This window comes from Mesorhizobium sp. M0045 (assembly GCF_040323385.1).
GTDB lineage: Bacteria > Pseudomonadota > Alphaproteobacteria > Rhizobiales > Rhizobiaceae > Mesorhizobium.
In genome coordinates this window covers 1-22,346 of record NZ_JAMYUY010000037.1, presented here as the reverse complement: position 1 = coordinate 22,346, position 22,346 = coordinate 1, and the positions used below count along the sequence as shown (strand labels likewise).

Here is a 22,346-nt window from a genome sequence, read left to right as displayed (position 1 = left end):
CCGCCGGGGCGGCGGGGCGGCGGCCCCCCGCCCCCGCCGCCCCGGGCCCGCCCGCCGCCGCCCCGGGCGCGCTTCCGCCCACCCACGGCGATGCTCATGCGGCGTGCCGGCCGGCTGGATGAGCTGGGAGGCCGCTATGCGGCCTTGATGCGGGTGCGCGCCGGCGCGCTGCTCGGGGCACCGCACGGACTGCAAGGCAAAGCGCTCGACCGCTGGCTCGACTCTCGCGATAAGGAGCAAGCTGGCGGCTTCACGACGCGTTCGCAAGCCGCCGGCGAGGCCAAGAACCTGGCGCAGATGCAACAGGCAGCAGAACGGCTGCACGACTGGACGGCAAGGAGGCTCGGTGAACGTCGATGATGTGAAGGCCCTGGCGACACGGATCAGGGAAGAAGTTGCCAAGGCGATTACCGGGCAGCACGATACAGTCGACCTGATGCTGACCGCCTTGTTTGCGGGCGGGCATATCCTGCTCGAAGGTCCTCCCGGCACGGCCAAGACGATGACCGCGCGCTGCTTCGCCCAGGCGCTTGGGATCGCCTACGGGCGGATCCAGTTCACGCCGGACCTGATGCCCGGCGATATCGTCGGGTCGAACATCTACAACTTCCAGACCGGGCAGTTCACGCTGACGCGCGGCCCGATCTTCTGCGATCTCCTGCTTGCCGACGAAATCAACCGCACGCCGCCCAAGACGCAGGCCGCACTGCTCGAGGCGATGCAGGAACACGCGGTCACCTTCGACGGCACCACGCATTCGCTCGGCCGCAACTTCATGGTCGTCGCGACCCAGAATCCGATCGAGCACCAGGGCGTCTATCCGCTGCCGGAGGCGCAGCTCGACCGCTTTCTGTTCAAGCACCGCGTCAGCTATCCCGGCCCCGAGGAAGAACGGGCCATCATCGTCCATCACGGCGGCGGCTCCGCCTCGCACGACATCGCGCAATACGGCATCAAGGCGCAGACGGACCGCGAGACGCTGCAGGAGGCCCTTGAAGTCGTCGGCTCCGTCACCCTTGTCGACGATGTCGTCGGCTACATAGCGGCGCTGGTTCGGGCTACGCGCGAAAATGCCGATCTGGAAGTCGGAGCCAGCCCGCGCGCCGGCGCCATGCTGGCGCGGGCGGCGCGTGCCCGGGCGGCGCTGGACGGACGCGCCTATGTGATCCCCGACGACGTCAAGGCGCTGGCGGTGCCGGCACTGCGCCATCGCGTCATCCTTTCGCCTGCCGCCCAGATCGACGGCCGCCTGGTCGAGCAGATCGTCTCCGACCTGGTCGACCAGACGGAAGCACCACGTTGATCTATCCCAGCGGCCGAGCGGTGTGGGCAGCCGCTGCCGGGGCGGTGCCGGCCTTCCTGGTCGCGCTGGCATTGCCGTCCTTCTGGTATCTGGGATTGCTGTGGAGTTGCCTGCTGCTTGCCTTCCTGGCGGTGGATGCCGCGGCGGGACGCGGACGGGCATCGCTGAATGCCAGCATCGATGCGCCGCAGCAGGTCGGTGTCGGTAGGCAATTCGGCGTGCAAATCACCGCCCGTCACTCGGGGCCGCGCGCCGCGGAGGCTCGCGTCGGCCACGATGCGCGTCTGGCGCCGGTGAGCGGCAGCGGCGGGGCCTTGCAGCCGACCGCCAGAGGCGGGTCGCTCAACCTCCGCTTCCAGGCGCTGCGGCGCGGCGTCGCCAGCTTCGACCGTCTCTGGGTGCGCTGGCGCGGGCCGTTTGGGCTGGTCTGGAACCAGGTCGTGCTGCCGGTGGAAAGCAAGGTTGCGGTGCTGCCCGACGTCAGCAGCGCTCGCGGCGAAGCGATCACGCTTCTGCAACATGCGGCGCTTGCCGAAGGCCATGCGCAGCGCCGCGCCGGTCAAGGCCGCGAGTTCGACGCGCTCAAGGATTACCAGCCGGGCATGGGCCGGCGGATGATCGACTGGAAGCGCAGCGCCCGCCACGGCAAGCTGTTGGCGCGCGAGTTCCGCATCGAGGAGAACAACAACATCGTGCTGGCCATCGATAGCGGACGCCTGATGTGCGAGCCGGTCGACGGTATGCCTAAGGTGGACCGGGCCGTGACGGCCGCCTTGCTGTCGGCGTTCATCGCGCTGAAGGGCGGCGATATGGTCAGCCTGTTCGGCTTCGATGCAAGGCCGCGCGTTTCGAGCGGCGCGGTGCGCGGCCCCGCCAACTTTGCGATGATCCAGAAACGAGCGGCGGAGATCGACTATTCCAGCGAGGAGACCAATTTCACGCTGGCGCTGACGACGCTCGCGGCGCGGCTCGACCGCCGCTCGCTCGTCATCATCTTCACCGATTTCGTCGATCCGATCAGCGCGGAATTGATGCTGCGCACCGTGGGCCGGCTCACCGAACGGCATCTCGTGCTGTTCATGCTGATGAAGGACACCGAACTGGAGGGCCTGGCCGATATGCCGCCACGCTCCGGCGAGGACGTTGCCCGCGCGGTCGTCGCCGGAGGGCTTTTGCGCGAAAGGCAGGTCGTCATCGGCCGGCTGCGCCTGCTCGGGGCGCATGTGATTGAAGCTGAGCACAATCGGCTGGGTCCCGCGCTGGTCGAGCGCTATCTGCAGTTCAAGCAGGAGGATTTGCTGTGACGGCGCCAGTCGTCGACAATGCTGCACGTGGCGACGCGGTACGCCAGTCGCTGGCCAGCTTCCGCCGCGAGCGCGAGGCCGACTGGAAGGCATTCGAGGCGCTGCTGGCGCGTGTCGAGAAGCGTGCGCCGCGGACGCTTTCCGAAGAGGAGCTGCTGTCGCTGCCCCTGCTCTATAGATCCGCGTTGTCTTCCCTGTCGGTGGCGCGCGCAACCTCGCTCGACAATGCGTTGGTCGGCTATCTCGAAGCGCTGTCGCTGCGCGGTTATTTCTATCTCTACGGCGCGCGTCGCGGGCTGCGGCAGCGCCTGGCCGATTTCTTCCTGCACGACTGGCCCGAGGCCATTCGCGACCTGTGGCGCGAGACATTGGCGTCGGTCGCGCTGATGGTGATCGGCATTGGTGCAGGCGCCTGGCTGGTGGCATCCGACAAGAGCTGGTTCGACGCGATCATCCCGCCCGGACTGGCAGGAGGCCGCGGCCCCAACACGTCGGCCGAACTGCTGCGCAACATGCTTTATGATGGCGACAATGGCTTTCTCTCAGGCTTTGCCGCCTATCTGTTCACGCACAACGTCCAGGTCTCAATCCTGGCCTTCGCCCTTGGCTTCGCCTTCGCGGTGCCGACAGTGCTGCTGATGCTGTTCAACGACTGCATGATCGGGGCGTTGTTCCAAGTCTACTGGTCCAAGGGACTTGGCATGGAGCTCGGCGGTTGGCTGGCCATCCACGGCACCACCGAATTGTTCGCGATCGCTTTGGCCGGCGCGGCCGGCATGCGCATCGGCACCAGCATCGCCTTTCCCGGCGAATTGACACGCATGGCGGCAGCGGCTCGTGCCGGACGCATTGCCGCGAACGCCATGGTCGGGGTCTCGGTCATGCTGCTGTTTGCCGGGCTGCTCGAGGGCATTGGCAGGCAGACCATCACCAGCGACGTCACGCGCTACGCCATTGGCGGTGGCATGCTGGCGCTGTGGCTCGGCTATTTCTACCTGTTCCGGGCGGTGCGGCATGGCGCTCGGTAGGCGCGCCGTCTTCGCGGCCGTACGGCCGCTGATCACGCCCGAAGGCGTCGATCTCCGGATAAGGCTGGCCGACGCCGGCACGCGGGCCTCCGCCTTCCTTCTCGACGTCGTGTTCATCGCCGTGGCTGCAATCGTGATCACGATCGTCGCGCTGTTCGGGGTGGGAGGCCTTGGCAGCGAGGGATTTCAGCCGCTCTTCGTCGTCTGGATCATCCTGATCTTCTTTCTGCGCAACGCCTACTTCATCGCCTTCGAAGCAGGCCGGCGCGCGTCTACGCCCGGCAAGCGGATCGTCGGCATCCGGGTCGCGTCGCGCAGTGGCGACGGCCTGTCGATCGACCAGGTCATTGCCCGCAACCTGATGCGCGAGATCGAGGTGTTCCTGCCGCTGTCGATCATCGCCGGACGCAGCGGGACCGACCTTGCAGACGCACTGACGACAATCTTCGGACTAGTGTGGACGCTGCTGTTTGCCTTGTTCCCGCTGTTCAATCGAGACCGCATGCGGATTGGCGACCTGTTGGCAGGGACCTGGGTGGTCGAGGCGCCGAAGCGCGCCTTGCTTGAAGACCTGTCGGCACGACAGGATCCGGCGGCCGGCGCGTTCCGGTTCAGCCACACCCAGCTCGATGCCTACGGGATTGCCGAACTCCACAAGCTGGAGGAGGTGCTGCGCCGCGACGACTATTTCGCCCTGCGGACGGTGGCCGAAACGATCGGACGCAAGATCGGCGCGGCACCACAAGCCCATGACGCACGCGCATTCCTGACGGCGTATTATGGGGAGTTGCGGGCGCATCTCGAACGCAAGCTCCTGCTGGGCAACCGCAGGGCCGACAAGCATCAGCGTTAGACCGGAGGAGGGACGAGATGCAGGTCAAAATTAGCGCGATTGAGGAATCCAGGATAGATCGCGCAATTCAGGCGGCGGTCTCTGGGTCCTGGGAAGAATTCAGCAGCCTCACCGACACTCCCTTTCCAAACGACGAATCGATGCGAGAGCAATTCGACGATTCCTCCCCCCAGACTTCAGCAAGTGGGCGGAAATTGGAAACGAGAAACGGGCGTTGAGATCCTGGATGACGGAGTGCGTTTAATAATAGTGAGAATAGAAGCGCCGCCCACGGTGGATATCGTTTGTTCACTGCATAGCACGAGCGAATTCAGTGACAGCACAATCGGTTTTCGGACATTTTTGCAGCAGCTGAATTGGGACTCCTAGCTATCGGTTTCCGCATTTCCGACCAGCGCCACCTCCTGCCCTAGCCCACCCACTTCTCGTAATCGGACACCAAGAGGTGCAGCGGTGCTGTGTCCTCGTCGATGTCCGCGAAGCGGCCGATCGGCTCGCGAAAAACGTTGTCGGTGAGATCGTCATTGACGGTAGAGACCTCGCCGATCAGCACGTCCTTGCCCTCGGCCCAGAAGGCGTGCCAGACGCCCGGCAGCAGCGTCACGCTCTGGCCTGGGTCGAGCTTCAGCAGCCCACCCGCGGGCAGCCTGTGCATGGTTCCGTCGACAGGCACCGATACTTCGGCCTTCTGATCGATGCCGCCATCGCGATCATGCATGAACAGCTCCAGCACCAGTTTGCCGCCACCACGATTGATGATGTCCTCGGCCTTGATGTTGTGGCGGTGCATCGGCGACAGCTGATCCTTGCGCGAGATCATGATCTTTTCGGCATAGAGCATGCCCATGCCCTTCTTCATGTCCTCGTAGCGGCCGTTGCGAACAGTGAACAAGAATAGGCCGAGCTCGTCGAACTTGCCTTGGCCGTAATCGGTGATGTCCCAGCCGAGCCGCGACGAGAAGATGGCCGCCGAATCCTGCCGGTGCGCCTTCATCTCTTCCGGGGTCCAGTAGGCGAAGGGCGGCATGATGTAGCCGAACGAACGGATGAAGGCGTCGGCGTCGCGGATGATGTCGTTGATGGCGGAGCGTTTCATGATCATGATCCCTTCTTCAGGCGGCGCCTACAGCGCATAACCGAACACCGATCCGGTGTCGACGTAAACCGCATTCTGGCCTCATGACATCGGCGACGATCAGGGCCATAAGTCCCGACAAATTCCCAAAGGTGACATTCCATGCGCAGCATAGACGACCTCGATACGCCGGCAATCCTGATCGATGCCCGCCGCGCGGAAGCCAACATCGCGCGGGCGCAGGCCCATGCCGACCGGCACGGGCTGAAGCTCCGGCCGCACATCAAGACCCATAAGCTGCCCTACTGGGCGAAAAAGCAGGTCGCGGCCGGGGCCATCGGCATCACCTGCCAGAAGATCGGCGAGGCCGAAATCATGGCCGATGCCGGACTGACCGACATCTTTCTGCCCTACAATATCCTCGGGCGGGCCAAGCTGGAACGCCTCAAGGCGCTGCACGGCCGCGTAACCCTGTCGGTGACAACGGACAGTATGGACACGCTGATGGGGCTTGCCGCCACCTTTACCGATCCCGGCCACCGCCTGCCGGTGCTGGTCGAATGCGACACCGGCATGGGCCGCTGCGGTGTGCAGTCGGCCGGCGAGGCAGTCGCGCTGGCGAGCGAGATCGACAAGGTCCGGGGGCTCGTCTTCGGCGGCCTGATGACCTACCCGGGGGCGGGCCGCGCCGCCGAAACCGAGGCGTGGCTCGCCGATGCGCAGCAAGCACTTGCCGCAGCCGGCCTTGCTTGCGAGCGCATCTCCAGCGGCGGCACACCCGATATGTGGCGTTCCGGCGAGCATAGCGTCGTTACCGAATACCGGCCCGGCACCTACATCTATCTCGACCGCTACCAGGTCGCCAAAGGCGTCGGCAGCCTCGACGATTGCGCACTGACGGTGCTGTCGACGGTGGTCAGCCACCCAACGCCGACACGCGCCATCCTCGACGCCGGCAGCAAGGCGCTCTCCAGCGATACGCTGGGGCTCGCCGATTTCGGCGAGCTGCTGGGCATTTCAGGCGCAAAGGTGACCAGCCTCAGCGAAGAGCACGGCAACGTCACGCTGTCAGGCGGCGCCGAGCTTCGCATCGGCGAGCGCGTGCGCGTCGTGCCCGACCATTGCTGCGTCGTCACCAACCTGTTCGACGAGGTGCATCTGATCGAAGGCGAGATGGTGATCGAGACGCTCCCGGTCAAGGCGCGAGGACGGATGGAATGAACCTGTCGGTTGGCTAACGCTCGGCCTGCCTCGCGGCTACGCGGCGCATCGAAATGACCCGGCGGCGCCGGATCTCGGTGCGCATCGCCGTCAGGTGCAGCGCGAAGAAAAGCACGGTGAAGCCGAGTGCCATCACCAGCAAGGGCCACAACAGGCTTGGATCTATCGTCGGCCCACCAAGCCGGAACACCGACGCCGGCTGATGCAGCGTGTTCCACCAGTCGACCGAAAATTTGATGATCGGGATGTTGATGAAGCCTACCAGGGTTATGATGGCCGCTGCCCAGGCGGCGCGCCCGGCATCGTCTAGCGCGCGGGTCAGCGCGATGATGCCGAGATACATCAGGAACAGGATGAAGACGGAGGTCAGCCGCGCGTCCCACACCCACCAGGTGCCCCACATCGGCTTGCCCCAGATCGAACCGGTGATCAGTGCAAGGGCGGTGAAGACGGCGCCGATGGGTGCCGCCGATTTCAGCGCCACGTCGGCCAGCGGATGGCGCCAGACCAGCGTGCCCAGTGCCGAGACCGCCATCAGCGTGTAACACATCATGGCAAGCCAGGCGAAAGGCACGTGGATATACATGATGCGAACGGTGATGCCCTGCTGGAAGTCCTCAGGCGCCGTGAAGCTCATATAGAGACCGACAGCGAGGACGACGGCGGCGACGCTCGCCAGCCACGGCACGACCTTGTCGGCAAGCCCGACGAACCGCGTCGGGTTGGCAATATCCATCCAGCCGGAGGGGCGTGAAGTCGCGTCGCTCATGCGGCCTTACATAGACCGCCGGCGGAGTTGCGGCAACCACAGCGGCGGTACGTCTTCTCTTCTCCCCTTGCGTGAGAAGGCGGATCGGCGCGTAGCGTCGAGCCGGACGAGGGGTGCTGGACGGAGTGAGGCGCCAATGATCGCCGTGCGCCGAAGTCTGGATTTTGGATGAAGATTTGAGCCAAGCCGGAGCACCCCTCATCCGACCTCGCTTCGCGAGGCCACCTTCTCCCGCAAGGGGAGAAGGCAAGCCGCGCTGCTCAGGCGGCTTCGTTCACCGGGCGGCTGAGGCGGCGAACCTCCTCGTCGTTGAGCAGGCCGCCGGCGCGCAGCAGGCTGGCGAAGCGACCGTTGCGCAGCGACAGTTCGGTGAACCCGCCCATCTCGACCACCCGGCCCTTGTCCATGAACACGACCAGATCGGCGTCGCGAACGGTGGTCAGACGGTGGGCGATGATGAAGGTGGTGCGGCCGCGCCGCAACTCGTCGATGGCGTCCTTGACGCGGTCTTCCGTCTCGACGTCGAGCGCGCTGGTCGCCTCGTCGAGAACCAGGATGGGCGCGTCCTTCAGCACGGCGCGGGCAATCGCGATGCGCTGGCGCTCGCCACCGGACAGCTGTCCGCCGCGTTCGCCGACGACCGTGTCGTAGCCCTCGCTCTTCGACAGGATGAAATCCTGCGCGGCGGCGGCATTGGCCGCGGCATGGACCTCGTCATAGGTCGCCTCCGCACGGCCGACGCGGATGTTGTCCTCGATCGAGCGGTTGAGCAGGCCGGCATCCTGGAACACGGTGGCGATCGAATGGCGCAGCGACTTGCGGGTTACCGTGCGGGTGTCGATGCCGTCGATCAGGATACGGCCGCTGGACGGGGTAAAGACGCGCTGCAGAAGGTTGATGAGCGTTGTCTTGCCGGCGCCCGTGGGGCCGACGATGGCGACGGTCTGGCCGGCCTGGACCTCGAACGACGCGTCGTCGACGCCCTGCCCGGAGTTGCCGAACTCGAAGCAGACATTCTCGAAACGCACGTGCCCCGTGACGTTGACGAGCTCGCGCAGCCCATCGGGCTCGGCGGCGTCGGATGCAGAGTCCTCGAGATGATAGAATTCCTCGAGCTTGGCGCGCGCCTCGGAAATCTGGTTGGCGAACGCCGACATCTGGTCGAGCCGGGCAATCAGCAGCGTGGCAAAGCCGGTAAAGGCGATGACGTCGCCGATGCGCAACTGGCCGTGCGTCACCAGATAGGCGCCAATCAAGAGCACCACCATCATCGAAATCGTCGACGACAGGCGGTGCAGCGCGTTGGCCATCGCCCACCAGTCGAGCACCGGATTCTGTGCGTCGAGCAGGTTCTTGACGTAGCGCTTCAGCGCCTCGGTCTCATGGCCGATGCGGTTGTAGCTCTGCAGGACGGCGACGTTGCTGACCGAGTCGGTCACATGCGCAAACACCTTGTGGTAGTGCCGCTCCACGGCCGCCTGGCCTTCCTTGGTGCGCCGCATCACCAGCCGTCCGATGCCGACATAGAGCGCGCCAAGCGCCAGCAGCACCATCGACATGCGGATATCCATGCTGAGCGCGGTGGGCACCAGCAGGACCAACGCAACCGCGGTGGACAGATGCTGCCGCATGAATTCCAGCCAGAGGCTGAACAGGGTCTCTACCGCGCGCAGGAGCGTGTGCAGAGAATTGGAGGTGCCGCGCTGATGATGCCAGGCCAGCGGCATGGTGATCACGCGCTCGAACGACTGGCAGAGAACCTCGCTGCGCCGCTGGTGGGCAAAGCGGTCGGCGCCGCGCGCCACCAGCACGAAGGCAATGATGTTGAACGCGCCGAGACCGGCCCACATTGCGAGTGTCGCGAATACCGAGCCGCGGTCCGAAATGGCATCGATCACCCGGCCGAACATAATCGGCTCGAGAATGGCGATAATGGCAAGCGCGACATTCGCCCCGCAGATAAACGCAACGCGTTTCCTGTCGGCAGCGAGATAACCAAGGGCTCGCCAGTAGATTTGCAGAAGTGACACTTCAGCTACTCCGCCAATTATTTATGGTGCAGTGCGTCATTTTTTGACTCGTATCGGTTGACGCGTCGCAAAACAATGCTCGTCTACCTCTTCCGTTCCCATTCCGCGAACAAAAGATGACGACGCTTCGAAATTTGCCGTGATCGTCTAACAGTTTGAGATAAAAGGTGAAATGTCAGCGTTGCGGCAAAATCATGGCAACTGGAAAGCACTGCCACATTTTTAATCAGCAAGACCCAAGGCACGACGTCTAAAGTCGTGTGCAGGCATTCAGCAAGGTCAAACGCAAATATAACCGGTAGAGGCACTTGGAGCGCCCGCGCGTGCCCTGGGGAACCCTGAGCGACGCTCCAAGTCCTTGAATCTAGGTCGGTATTCTAACGACCACCTCGGCATTGTCGCCGGCTTTTGGCTCGAAGGACGAAGATTTGGTCTTCGTGCCATTCACTTCAAGTGAGATGGCCCGGGCCTTTTTGTCGCGGACGACGCGTACCTTGATCTCGGCGCCCAGCATCTTCAGGGTTGCCGAATAGCCGTCCCAATGGCTGGGAAGTCTCGGCGTGAACTGGAGGCGCTGTCCGCGGCGCTCTATGCCGAGAATGCTCTCGACCGCAGCGCGATAAAGCCAGCCCGCCGACCCGGTATACCAGGTCCAGCCGCCTCGGCCGCCCTTGTCTTGCCCGGAATAAACATCGGCCGCGACGACATAAGGTTCCACGCGGTAGCGCTCTGCCGCGGCTTCATCGAGCGCATGGTTGACCGGATTTAGCATCGAAAGGCAGCGGTAGGCATCGTCGGTGCGACCCATCTCGGCGAGCGCAATAACGAACCATGTCGCGGCGTGCGTGTATTGGCCGCCGTTTTCACGGACCCCCGGCGGATAGCTCTTGATGTAGCCCGGGTCCTTTTCCGTCTTCGAGAAGGGCGGAGTGAACAGTTTGACGATCTTGAGCTCGTCGTCGACGAGCGCTTTCATCGCCTGCCCCATTGCCGTGGTCGACCGCGCCGGGTCGCCCTCGCCCGAAAGCACGCTCCAGGACTGGGCGATCGAGTCGATCTTGCACTCGTCCGACTTGCGCGAGCCGAGCGGCGTGCCGTCGTCGAAGCTGCCGCGCCGATACCACTCGCCATCCCAGGCAGTGCTTTCCAGCGCCCGCTTCAGCACCTCGGCGTGCTTCGTCCAGGCTTGCACGCGCTTTGCATCGCGCTCCGCCTTGGCGACAGCGGCAAATTCGCCCAGCGTCTTCAGCAGGAACCAGCCCAGCCATACGCTCTCGCCCTTGCCGTGCTCGCCGACGCGGTTCATGCCGTCGTTCCAGTCGCCGCCGAGGATCAGCGGCAACCCGGCCGGGCTGCTGCGCTTGACAGCAAGATCGAGCGCCCGCGCGCAGTGGTCGTAGAGCGAGGCTGTCTTCTTCGAGATTTCCGGGATGAAGAACGCATCGTGCTCGCCTTCGCCCAGCGCCTGCCCTTCGATGAAGGGCAGTTGCTCCTTCAGGATCGCGGTGTCACCGGTCACCAGCAGGTAGCGCGCGGTAGCGTGGGCCAGCCAGACCACGTCGTCAGAGATCATGGTGCGGACGCCGGCCTCGGTGCGCGGCAGCCACCAATGCTGCACGTCGCCTTCGGGAAATTGCCGCCGCGCCGCGTTGAGGATCTGATCGCGCGCCAGCTTGGGGTCATGCGCCAGCAAGGCCAGGGTGTCCTGCAACTGATCGCGGAAGCCGAAGGCACCGCTCGCCTGATAGAACGCAGAGCGGGCACGGATGCGGCAGGCCAGGCTCTGATAGGGCAGCCAGTGATTGACCATGGCGTCGAGGGCCTTGTCCGGCGTCTCGACCTGGATGGTATCCAGAAAACCGCGCCATGTGCGCTCGTTGTCGGCCAGCCGCTGATCGAAATCCCTGGAGCGATGGGTCTGCACCAGCGCGCTGGCCTCGTTGGGCGAGGCCGCGTCGCCGAGCAGCCAGAGCAGCGTGACGTCGCCACCGGCAGCGATGTCGATGTCGCGTGCAATGGCCGCGCACGGATCGTCGCCGGCCTCTACGCGGCCCGACAGGTCGGCGCCGCTCAGCACCGCATGCGGAAACTCGCTCGTGCCTTGCCTGCCGATGAATTCGCCGCGGTCGGCGGTGACGGAATGCACCGCACCGTCGGCGGCCAGAAAGGCGATTCGCTCGCCGAAATCGAGTCCATAGGGATTTTGCGCCAGCAATGCGCCGGTTGCGGCATCCCTCGACGGAACGATGCTTGCAGCGGTGCGCGAGCGATGGCCGCCAAGAACCCATTCCGCATAGGCGTACACGCGCAGCCGCATCGGCACCGAACCCGAATTCTGGATGCGCAGCCGCGATATCTTCACCGAATCGACGGGATCGACGACATGGGTCAGGTCCATCGACAGCGGCCCGCGTTGTGAGCGGAACGTCGAAAAACCCTGCCCGTGCCAGGTTTCGTAGGTCATTGTCGGGTCACGCACCACGGCAGCCATCGGCGAGAACGCCCTGCCACTGGCATGATCGTAGATATAGATGCCCTCGCCCGGGCGGTTGGTGACCGGATCGTTCGACCATGGCGTCAACTGATAGTCGCGGCTATTGCGGCTCCAGGTGAAGGCAGCACCTTCAGCCGAAATGTGGAATCCGAACGATGGGTTGGAGATGACGTTGATCCACGGCTGCGGCGTCGTGCGCCGGCCGGCAAGACGCACGACGTAGTGGCGTCCGTCGCCGTCGAAGCCGCCGAAACCGTTCCATTGGTCGAGCCCGCTGCCGTCGACGCGGCCCTCGATCAGTGCGTGGGCGGCAGATGCTTGCGACGTCGGCACCGGCAAGGACGGCTCGCGAAGCGCTGCAAGGTCTGCCGGCTGGAGGGCGGCGTCCCGCGCCTGCAGTGCCGCGGCCTCGGCGCGCTCGATCTGGTCGAAGATGGTGCCGTTGCGCGTATGCAGCACCACCCGAGCGACGGCGAGCAAGGTCCTGTAGGTCGTTTCCTCCATCAGATCGCGGCGCACCGCGAAGATGTGCTGGCGGGGTCCGAGTTCCTTGCCGCGCAACCGGCTGTTTTCGCACAGCGTCTCCACCGCGCGCTGCAGGTCCTGCACGTAGGATGACGCCTGCTCGTTGACGACGACAAAATCGATCATCATGCCGCGGGCGCGCATGTATTCCTGGAAGCGAAGCGCCTGGGCGACGATCTCCAGATCGGCGACATCGGCGATCCTGACCAGGAAAATCGGAAAATCGCCGGATATGCTGGTCGGCCACAGGCTGGACTGCCTGCCGAGCCCGGAGACGATGGATTCGCCCGGAAGGCGCAGGAACGGATCGGGATAGATCAGATAGCGCGCCAGCTTCTGCACATTGGCGGCGTCGGACAGACTGAGGCCAAGGTGCCGGGTCTGCACCTGCGAGCGCGTCCAGGCGAGCATCGCCTGGCGGGCGAAGCTTTCGGGATGGTCGAGCCGGGCGATGGCGGCATCCAATTCGGCGCGATGGGTACCGACGACGGTCCAGAAGGTCAGCGAAATCTTCTTGTTGGCCGGCACGCGCACCTGCCGGCGAAGCGAGGCGATCGGATCCAGGGTGAAGCCGGAATGGCCGCCAAGCTTGGCGCCGGGATCAAAGGCAGCCGCCTCGGTGATAGTGCGGCCACGGCCGATGAAGGCGCGCCTGTCGGTTTCCGCCTCGGCGTCGCGCGCCGATCCAGACGGGTCGGTGACGAAGTGCACCATGGTGACGTCGGGTTCATCCTTTTCGCGCTTGCGCCTGGTGGCGAAGATCGCGCCGTTGTTCGGCGCGATCTCGGTTTCCACGAACATCTTCGAAAAAGCCGGATGGGCATTATCGGAGGGCTCGGAGCCCAGCACCAGTTCGGCAAACGAGGTTACTTCGATATGCCGGTCGGCGGGGCCATCATTGTGGAGCGTCACCCGTCGGCCCTCACCATTGCCTTCCGAGATGACGATGCACTCGACTTCTGAACGCAGCGATCCAACCGATTTGACGAGGCTCGCCTTGTCGTCAGAAAACAGCGTCTGCGCCCGCTCGCCGGCGGCGCGCTTCGGCTCGGCGGTGGCCGACCACCAGTCGCCGTTGCTGGCGTCGCGCAGGAAAATATAGGAACCAAGGCGGTCCTCGGTCGGATCCGGCTGCCAGCGCGTGACGGCAAGGTCGCCCCAGCGGCTGTAGCCGGAGCCGGTGGCGGTGACCATGACCGAGTAGCGGCCATTGGACATGACACTGGTCGAGCGCAGCGCCCTCAGCGGATCGAGCACGATGCGGGTGTCCGGGCTTTCCAGCTCGGTCTCGTCCTTCGAGCGCTCGTCGGCCTCGGTTCTGACGGTCGCAGTCGGGATGTCGCGCGGCGCCCTTTCCTGCAGCAGCAATTCGGCCGACTCGATCACCGGATCGCTGTGGAAGCGATCGCGCAGGCGCCCTTCGAAGATCGCATCGGCAACTGCGGCAATCGACATGCCGGAGTGGTGGGCCATGTAATTGAGCACGACGGCGTGGTCGGTGCCCTCGGGGACGCGTTGCGGCGTGAAATCCACCGCGTCGTAAAAGCCGTGCCGGCCCAGCGCGCCCAACCGCCTCAGCCTGGCCAGGTTCTGCACGGATTCATGCGGCGTGAACTGCGCTGCCAGCACGGTCGCGTAAGGCGCGATTACCGTATTTTGGCCAAGGCCGCGCTTCAGGCCGAGTCCGGGCACGCCGAAATTGGTGTACTGATAGGTCAGTTCACGGTCGCGGGCGTTGTAGGCCGCTTCCGAAATCCCCCAGGGAACGTTCCTCGAACGGCCATACTGGATCTGGCGCTTGATGATGAGCTTGCTGGTCTGGTTGAGAATGCTGCCTTGCGGTTCCTTCATCACCAGGGGCGGCATCAGATATTCGAACATCGAGCCGGACCAGGACATCAGTGCGCCCTGGAAGCCGATCTCGACGATCGGCCGGCCGAGCCGGAACCAGTGCTCGGTCGGCAAATCGCCCTTGGCGATGGCGAACAGGCTGGTCAGCCGCGCCTCGGAGGCCAAAAGATCGTAGCAGCTTTCGTCGAGCTGATGCTCCTCGACCCGGTAACCGATCGACAGGAGCTTGCGTTCGGGCCGCATCAGGAACGAGAAATCCATCTCGAAGGCGAAACGGCGCGTGCGCTCGCGCAACGTCAGAAGCTTGGCCCGCAATGCCGCGACGGCGTTTTCGTCGCTGTGCGCGTCGTGCACATGCGCCTCGCAGGTGGCTTCGAGCCTGGCCGCCCAATCGGCGATGGTGTCGCTCTGGGTCGACGCGGCCTCGGTGTGGATGGCTGTCGCGAGCTTGCGTATCTCGCCGGCCAGGACGGCCAGGTTGATGGTACGGATCGACGCCATCTCCGGCTGCGCCTTGATCAATTCTACCGCCCGCCGCATGCCGTCGAGACGATCGGCGAGCCGCTGGCGCAAGGGCCGCAATTGACGCCGGTCGTCGGGCAGTTCCTCAAGGCTTTCGTCGAGGATGGTGACAGTATCGAGGATGCCTTCGAAGTCGCCCTGCACATGCACCGACGGCGCTTCGGCCCATTCGGCGCAGGCTGCGGCCACGGCCACCAGATGGCCGGCGAGATTGCCGCTGTCGACCGCCGAAATGTACAGCGGGTAGAGCGGCTTCAGGGTCGTGGTGTCGTACCAGTTGAAGAGATGACCGCGATCGCGCGGCATGCTCTCGATGGTCGACATGGTCGCGTCGATGCGGTTGACGGCGTCGGAGAGGCTGATCCAGCCGAAGTCGCGTGCCGAAATCACCGACAGCAGGTAGACGCCGATGTTGGTCGGCGAGGTGCGGGGCGCCACCACGGGGGCCGGGCTTTCCTGGAAATTATCCGGCGGCAGATGATGATGCTCGGCCGTCACGAAGGTCTCGAAATAGTGCCATGTACGCCGCGCCACGGTGCGCAGCGCGTGGATGTCGGCGGCCGATATGCGCAGGCGGTCCTCGGTTTCGGCCGAACGGCTGATCCAGCAGGCGATGGCGGGCGAGCCGATCCAGAACAAGGCGAAGAAGAAGGCGACGAAGGCGCCGGTGGAATCGGCCAGCACCGGGACGGCGAGGCCGACGACGCCGATGATCACGGCGCCGTACATGATGCTGTAGTAGGAGCCGAGATCGTTGTCGCTGCCCTTGTGTGCCTGCGAGGCGGTGCGCCATTCGAGCAGGTTCTGGCGGCTGACGAACAGGCGGTAGAGCGTGCGGATGATTGCGTCGCCCATCATCCAGGCTAGGTGTGCCATCAGGACAATCTTCAGCGCCACCAGGGCGGTACCGAAGGCAACATCGCGTGCCAGCGCCGAGAAATGGCCGCGTGGCGTCTGATCGCCGCTCTTCGGCAGGATGGCGTTGACGATATCGAAAGTGGGCGCCATGAACAGCGTGAGGATCAGCAGCGCCTGCCATTGCGCGGCCTGCGTGAAGGGCAGCAGCGTCCAGCCGGCGATCGCGGCCATCACCCAGAAGATCGGCGTCACCGAGCGGCGCAGATTGTCCACCATCTTCCAGCGCGACAGCGCCGGCACGTTTGAGCGCGGGCCAAGGATGAAGCCCAGAAGCTGCCAGTCGCCGCGTGCCCAGCGATGGTGGCGCGACGCATCGACCGAATAGCGGGTCGGATAGTCCTCGACCAGTTCGACGTCGGTGACCAAAGCCGATCGCGCCAGTGCGCCCTCGAGCAGATCATGGCTGAGGATAGTGTTTTCCTCGATGCGGCCCTTCAGCGCCGCCTCGAAGGCGTCGACGTGGTAAAGACCCTTGCCCGTGAAGGAACCGTCGCCGAAGATGTCCTGGTAGAGGTCCGACACCGCAAAGACGTATGGATCGAGCCCGCGATTGGCGGAAAAGACACGCTGAAAGAACGATGCCTCGTCGCCGCTGGTCAGCGACGCGGTGATGCGCGGCTGCAGGATGGAATAACCTGCAGTAACCTCGCGCCGTGCGACATCGAAATGCGGACGGTTGAGCGGGTGGCAAAGCTTGCCGGCCAGCGCAGCGACGGCGTCGCGGGTGGTGCGGGTGTCGGCGTCCAGGGTCATCACGTGGACGACGCTCTCCGGCAATGGCACTTCCAACGGCAAGAAGGTGGTGTCGCTGTCGCCGCGCAGCAGAAGGTTCAATTCGTGCAGCTTGCCGCGCTTGCGCTCCCAGCCCATCCAGACGCCTTGCGATGCGTTGTAGAGCCGGCGCCGATGCAGCAGATAAAAGCGCGGCGCGCCTTCCGAGGGATAGCGGGCGTTCAGCCTGGCGATTTCGGCGCGGGCGAATTCGAGGATTTCGACATCCGCCGTATCGATCTCGGTCTTCGAGTCCGGCCAGTCGGAAAGCAGCGCGAAATAGACCTCACCTGCCGTGTTGGCGAGGTGATGCACCTCGATGTTGCGGATGTTCTCCTCGACATCGTCGCGCGAGCCGATCAGCGACGGCACCACCACCAGCGTGCGCGCCTCGGGCGGCACACCGTGCCTGAAATCATAGCCGACGAGACGTGTCGGTTTCAAAAACAGCGAGACGACGGTATTGAAGAATGCGAGCGCGCCTTCGCTGGCCGGCACCGCGAACAGGGCCAGCATCAGGACGATCGACGGCACCGATAGGCCGAGATTGGCAAGCGCATTGCCGGAAACGACCAGAAGCAGGACCGTCAGCAAAAACACCGGCACGACGATGCCCAGCCATCCGGTCTTGCGGAACGTCCGGTTCAGCGTCTTGCCGATGGTCGGCCGGTAGCCGATCGACCGCTCGAGCTCCTGCCGGCGCGGGCCGACCAGAAAGAAGCCGACGTCGGTGTGAGCGATCGGACCGCTTTCGGAGCCCGGTGCATCGGCAGCATGGCCGGCGAGCTCGATCGCCCTTTCGGCAACGCGAAATTCGGAGAGATCGGAACGGCGCGCCAGCTCCTCGATCGCAGTCCGGTATTGGTCGCGCGAAAAGAAATCGAGGGCGGCGAAATCGGTGCGTTCGCGCAGCAAGGTGTCGATGCGGCTGACGCCCTCGAACCACACCGTCCAGTCGACGTCGTTGATCAGGCGCAGGCCGCGGATGATGTTGCCGGTGGTCACGTTGCCGCTGGACAGCGTGTGGTGCTCGCTGAGGATGATCTCCTCGGCGTCGGAGCCGGTCCTTTCCAGCTCGCCCTCCAGCCATTCCAGCGCCCTGCCGGCATTTTGCGAGCCGTCACGCAGCCGGTAGAGCAATTGGGTGGCGAAGGTGGTGTCCTGCGCATGGGCGCTGTAGTGGGAAAGTATCGCCTGCCGGTCGGCGCTGTCGTCCGTCGCCAGCACACGGTCGGCGACCTCGTTGGCGATCTGGCGCAGTTCCCGCGTGCGATTGACGCGGACCGCGATGCGGCGAAGGTTCTCGATCAGGACGAAGCGCAGCAGCGACGGCAGCGCCCATAATTCGCCGATCTTCAGCGGCTCGACGGACTGGAAGCCTTCGACGATCGCCTTGAACATGGCCGACGAGACGGAACTGTCGGAATGCGCGACATAGGTCCACGCGACCGCCAGTGCGCGCGGCACGCTGGATCCATCCGACAGTTTCAGCGTCGGCAACTGGCGATAGAAGCGGCGCGGCAGGTCGCGCTTGACCTGAAAAATGGTCTCCTCGACTAGGTAGTTGTTGTCGAGCAGCCACTGCGCCGCGGGCGTGATCGTTTCGCCCCTCGCCTGGGCAGCGTTGGTGGAACGGTAGACATCGAGAATCTTCCTGGCGCTGTCACGAATGCGCGCCTGAAAATCGAAAGGCGTCAGACCGAACAAGTCCTTGGCATCGCCATTGGCAAGGGCTGCGCCCAAAGCGCGCAGCCGATCTTCCGGCAGGAAATGGGAGCGTATCGGCTCGTCGGTGACAGCCGGGAAGCTGGCGCTCGTCTTTTCGATCTGTGCGAGATTGGTCTGGATATTCATCTAAGGTTCCGTGTTGGGGACGCAGTGCGGCGTCACCGCCACGGCAATGTCCCTAAAACCGGTCCAAATGCAATTGGTTGCATCGCAACACTTGGCCGAAAGTTTGTTTCCGCACCACGACAAGATGCCGTCTCTCGACAACTTCCAGGCGAGCACTATGAGCATCGTTTCGGCTTCTGATCGGCGGAAGATTCAGGCTTTTTCGTGATGCAGCGACCAGCTTACGCGATATTTGGCCGGCGTCACGATCATGTTTGGAAACAGACGTTAATCGTTGCCGGCAGTGCGGTCGATGCGGATCACGAACAGCATCGCCGGCCGGACCGCATCCAGGCGCAGTTCCGGCGCTTGCGCCCCGAGCAACAGCGCATCGAGCGGCCCCAATTGCATGGGCGCCGCGCCGGCCACGCTGAGTTCGCCGTCGACGCACAGAATAAGTGTTTCATCGGCCTCGGCCTGGATCTCCGTCGGAGCCGAAATCAGCAGGCGCCTTACCGTGTGGGTCGCCCGGGCGCGGCGGGTCATGACGTTGAGGTCGATGATCGGGCCGGCGATCAGCGTAGCTTGCGTCGGCACGTCGGCCGGAAAGGCAAGCGGGTCGGAAGCCTTGGTGATTTCGACCGGCGGCCGGCCGGCGATATCGAGGACCATGCCCTCGCCTTCCAGCAAGGCCAAGGTCCGGTCGACGCCGGCGAAGCCGGAGAACGGGCCGCTGCCCTCGACGCGGGCCATCGAGACGCGCCAGTCGAAATCGTCGAGCCCGGCACCTGGCGGCGACACGACAATCTCCGTCGTGACCCCGCCGCCGTTCTTCCACGGCATCGACCGGTATTCGGCTGCCCGAAGGATGCGCAAGGCGCGGCTCAGTCCAAAATGCCGGGCAGGTTGAGCTGGTTCTCCCTGGCGCACTCGATCGCGATGTCATAGCCGGCATCGGCGTGGCGCATGACGCCGGTCGCCGGGTCGTTCCACAGAACCCGCTCCAGGCGCTTCGCCGCCTCGCGCGTGCCATCGGCGACGATGACCATGCCGGCATGCTGCGAAAAGCCCATGCCGACGCCGCCGCCATGGTGCAGCGACACCCAGGTGGCGCCGGACGCGGTGTTGAGCAGGGCGTTGAGCAGCGGCCAGTCGGAGACGGCATCCGAGCCGTCCTTCATTGCCTCCGTCTCGCGGTTCGGCGAGGCGACCGAGCCGGAATCGAGGTGATCGCGGCCGATGACCACCGGTGCCTTCAGTTCGCCCCTGGCGACCATCTCGTTGAAGGCGAGGCCGAGCCGATGGCGATCGCCGAGCCCAACCCAGCAAATGCGCGCCGGCAGGCCCTGGAAGGCGATGCGCTCGCGCGCCATGTCGAGCCAATTGTGCAGATGGGTGTTGCCGGGCGTGAGTTCGCGCACTTTGGCGTCGGTCTTGTAGATATCCGCGGGGTCGCCGGAAAGTGCCGCCCAGCGGAACGGGCCGATGCCGCGGCAAAACAGCGGACGGATATAGGCCGGCACGAAACCTGGGAAGGCAAAAGCATTCTCGAAGCCCTCCTCCTTCGCCACCTGGCGGATGTTGTTGCCGTAATCGAGCGTCGGCACGCCGGCGTTCCAGAACGCCACCATCGCCTCGACGTGCTCGCGCATCGACGCGCGGGCAGCTCTTTCGACGGCCTTCGGGTCGCTGCTGCGCTTCTCGCGCCACTCGGCCAGCGACCAGCCCTTGGGCAGATAGCCGTTGAGCGGGTCATGCGCCGAGGTCTGGTCGGTGACGATGTCGGGGCGCACGCCGCGCCGCACCAGTTCCGGCAGGATGTCGGCGGTGTTGCCGACGAGGCCGACCGATTTCGCCTCACCGGCTTTGGTCCAGCGCTCGATCTTTTCCAGAGCCTCGTCGAGCGTGTCGGCGCGTTCGTCGACGTAGCGGGTGCGCAGCCGGAAATCGATGCGGTCGGGATCGCATTCGACGGCCAGGCAGCAGGCGCCGGCCATGACCGCGGCGAGCGGCTGGGCACCGCCCATGCCGCCAAGGCCGCCGGTCAGTATCCACTTGCCCCTGAGATTGCCGCCATAGTGCTGGCGGCCGGCCTCGACGAAGGTCTCATAGGTGCCCTGCACGATGCCTTGCGTGCCGATGTAGATCCACGAGCCGGCCGTCATCTGGCCGTACATCATCAGGCCCTTTCTATCGAGCTCGTTGAATTTCTCCCATGTCGCCCAGTGCGGCACCAGGTTGGAATTGGCGATCAGCACGCGCGGTGCATCGGGATGGGTGCGGAACACGCCGACCGGCTTACCGGATTGCACCAAAAGCGTCTCGTCGTCGCCAAGCGTCTTCAGCGAGGCAACGATGCGGTCGAAATCGTTCCAGGTGCGCGCCGCCCGGCCGATGCCGCCATAAACGACCAGTTCATTGGGGTTCTCGGCAACATCGGGATCGAGATTGTTCATCAGCATGCGCAACGGCGCTTCCGTCAGCCAGGTGCGGGCGTTGAGCTCGCTGCCGCGCGGGCTGCGCACTTCACGGATGTTGTGGCGAGGATCGGTCATGATTGTCCCTTTCGAATGAAGCGCGCCGCGCGTCAGCGCTCGGCCCAGGCGATCGCGGTTTCCAGGATCTTTCTCAGCGTGACGCGGATTGGCGCCGCGAATTCGGCATCGTAAGGCACCGGCCAATTGCCGGGCATGCCCTTGCCTTCGGGCTCGCGCAGATAGCCGCGGTTGGACAGCTCCATCTGCAGCGCGTGGACGCCGTTTTGCGGCTGGCCGAAATGGCGCGTGATCCAGCCGCCCTTGAAGCGGCCATTGACGACGAAGCTCTCGCCGGTTTCGCCCAGAATCTGCCTGACTTTCTCCTGCAGCGTCGGATCGGCGCTCTTGCCGTCGTTGGTGCCGAGATTGAAGACCGGTAATTTGCCTTCGAATAGGCGCGGCAGCACCGAACGGATCGAATGGCAGTCATAGACGACGATCTTCCCATGCAAAGCGTGCAGCCTGTCGATCTCGGCCTGCAGCGCGGCATGATAAGGCACGAAGAACTTCTCGCGGCGCTCGTCGATCTCCGACGGTCCCGGCTCTTCACCTTTGCGGTAGAGTGGATCGCCGTCAAATGTCTCGGTCGGACAGAGCCCAGTCGTCGTCTGGCCGGGATAGAGCGAGGCGCCGGACGGATCGCGGTTGACGTCGATGACGGTGCGCGAAATCGCCGTATGCACAACGGCCGCGCCGAGGTCTTCTGCGAAGTCATAAAGCTTGTCGATCCACCAGTCGGCGTCACGGCGGCCGAGCCAGGGCGAGATTAGCCGGCTGTCGAGGCCGGCGAGATCGATGCCGGTATGCGGGATCGAAACCAGCAAGGGTGCCGTGCCTTGGGTGACGGTGAGCCAGGAGGGCGAGGTCATCGGAAGTCTCCGCGTGACAGAACGCAACTCTGCGACCGTCTTTGAACACCGATCTCGCTTTTTGCTGGTTGCGACGTATTTTGTTCTTGCTTTGTGCCGGCAGCTATGCTAATAATTTGGCTATGGTGCTGATTCAGCCCGACGACCCGCCCTTGAGGCGGGTTTTTTGTTTCTGACTTTGAAAGTTTCGGTGTTGCCGGGCTGAGGTTGGCGGGACAGCGCCCCCCTCTGTCCTGCCGGACATCTCCCCCTCCAGGGGGGAGATTGGCTATCATCTCTACTTTCGCCAATCTCGTAGGATGCAGAAAGGGCGCAGTCCCCGAAGCTGCCAATCTCCCCCCTGGAGGGGGAGATGTCCGGCAGGACAGAGGGGGGCGCGACGGAACACGACCCATCGCGGCGTAACGCGGCGATAACAGTCTCATGACGCAATCCCCGGCAGT

Annotated in this window: 13 protein-coding genes; 6 read left to right on the top strand and 7 right to left on the bottom strand. The window is 64.4% G+C overall.

From position 1 onward, the window contains the following. The first annotated feature begins 96 nt into the window (after positions 1 to 96). The 5 genes from NKJ72_RS29735 to NKJ72_RS29715 are packed head-to-tail and all read left to right on the top strand — an operon-like array spanning position 97 to position 4,488. Entirely contained in the window at positions 97 to 360 is a 264-nt protein-coding gene (locus NKJ72_RS29735; RefSeq protein ID WP_352480605.1) for a hypothetical protein, read from the top strand. After that, positions 347 to 1,303: an AAA family ATPase gene (locus NKJ72_RS29730; RefSeq protein WP_352480604.1), complete on the top strand. Its 957-nt coding sequence runs from the start codon at positions 347 to 349 to the stop codon at positions 1,301 to 1,303. Before NKJ72_RS29735 ends, NKJ72_RS29730 begins: the two co-directional genes overlap by 14 nt. Beyond that, a complete protein-coding gene (locus tag NKJ72_RS29725; RefSeq protein WP_352480603.1) occupies positions 1,300 to 2,607 on the top strand; it encodes a DUF58 domain-containing protein in 1,308 nt (435 codons plus the stop codon). Before NKJ72_RS29730 ends, NKJ72_RS29725 begins: the two co-directional genes overlap by 4 nt. Then, complete coding sequence (locus NKJ72_RS29720) at positions 2,604 to 3,635, top strand: stage II sporulation protein M (RefSeq protein ID WP_352480602.1); 1,032 nt, start codon at positions 2,604 to 2,606, stop codon at positions 3,633 to 3,635. The genes NKJ72_RS29725 and NKJ72_RS29720 overlap by 4 nt, the downstream gene beginning before the upstream one ends. Next, positions 3,622 to 4,488, top strand: coding sequence for an RDD family protein (locus NKJ72_RS29715; RefSeq protein WP_352480601.1), 867 nt, complete (start codon positions 3,622 to 3,624; stop codon positions 4,486 to 4,488). The genes NKJ72_RS29720 and NKJ72_RS29715 overlap by 14 nt, the downstream gene beginning before the upstream one ends. Before the next feature lie 409 nt (positions 4,489 to 4,897). Here the strand turns inward: NKJ72_RS29715 and NKJ72_RS29710 are convergent, their stop codons facing one another. Further along, positions 4,898 to 5,584 carry a D-lyxose/D-mannose family sugar isomerase gene (locus tag NKJ72_RS29710; RefSeq protein ID WP_352480600.1) on the bottom strand — a complete coding sequence of 229 codons (687 nt, stop codon included), beginning with the start codon at positions 5,582 to 5,584 and terminating at the stop codon, positions 4,898 to 4,900. 141 nt (positions 5,585 to 5,725) lie between these two features. Between NKJ72_RS29710 and NKJ72_RS29705 the strand changes: the two genes are divergently transcribed. Beyond that, positions 5,726 to 6,784 (top strand): D-TA family PLP-dependent enzyme, encoded by a 1,059-nt coding sequence (locus tag NKJ72_RS29705; RefSeq protein WP_352480599.1) that lies wholly within the window; start codon positions 5,726 to 5,728, stop codon positions 6,782 to 6,784. Between the two features lie 13 nt (positions 6,785 to 6,797). Here the strand turns inward: NKJ72_RS29705 and NKJ72_RS29700 are convergent, their stop codons facing one another. The 6 genes from NKJ72_RS29700 to hutG form a co-directional block, all read right to left on the bottom strand. Continuing rightward, entirely contained in the window at positions 6,798 to 7,553 is a 756-nt protein-coding gene (locus NKJ72_RS29700) for a heme ABC transporter permease (protein ID WP_352480598.1), read from the bottom strand. 260 nt (positions 7,554 to 7,813) lie between these two features. Further along, positions 7,814 to 9,583, bottom strand: coding sequence for a glucan ABC transporter ATP-binding protein/ permease (locus tag NKJ72_RS29695; RefSeq protein WP_254817502.1), 1,770 nt, complete (start codon positions 9,581 to 9,583; stop codon positions 7,814 to 7,816). Positions 9,584 to 9,947: 364 nt separating this feature from the next. Beyond that, positions 9,948 to 18,518, bottom strand: a complete 8,571-nt coding sequence (locus tag NKJ72_RS29690) for a glycoside hydrolase family 94 protein (RefSeq protein ID WP_352480597.1) — start codon at positions 18,516 to 18,518, stop codon at positions 9,948 to 9,950. Between the two features lie 267 nt (positions 18,519 to 18,785). Continuing rightward, a complete protein-coding gene (locus NKJ72_RS29685) occupies positions 18,786 to 19,373 on the bottom strand; it encodes a HutD/Ves family protein (protein WP_352480596.1) in 588 nt (195 codons plus the stop codon). Positions 19,374 to 19,381: 8 nt separating this feature from the next. Continuing rightward, positions 19,382 to 21,052 (bottom strand): urocanate hydratase, encoded by a 1,671-nt coding sequence (gene hutU, locus NKJ72_RS29680; protein ID WP_352480595.1) that lies wholly within the window; start codon positions 21,050 to 21,052, stop codon positions 19,382 to 19,384. A gap of 32 nt (positions 21,053 to 21,084) precedes the next feature. Next, positions 21,085 to 21,903 (bottom strand): N-formylglutamate deformylase, encoded by an 819-nt coding sequence (gene hutG / locus NKJ72_RS29675; RefSeq protein ID WP_352480594.1) that lies wholly within the window; start codon positions 21,901 to 21,903, stop codon positions 21,085 to 21,087. Positions 21,904 to 22,346 lie beyond the last annotated feature (443 nt).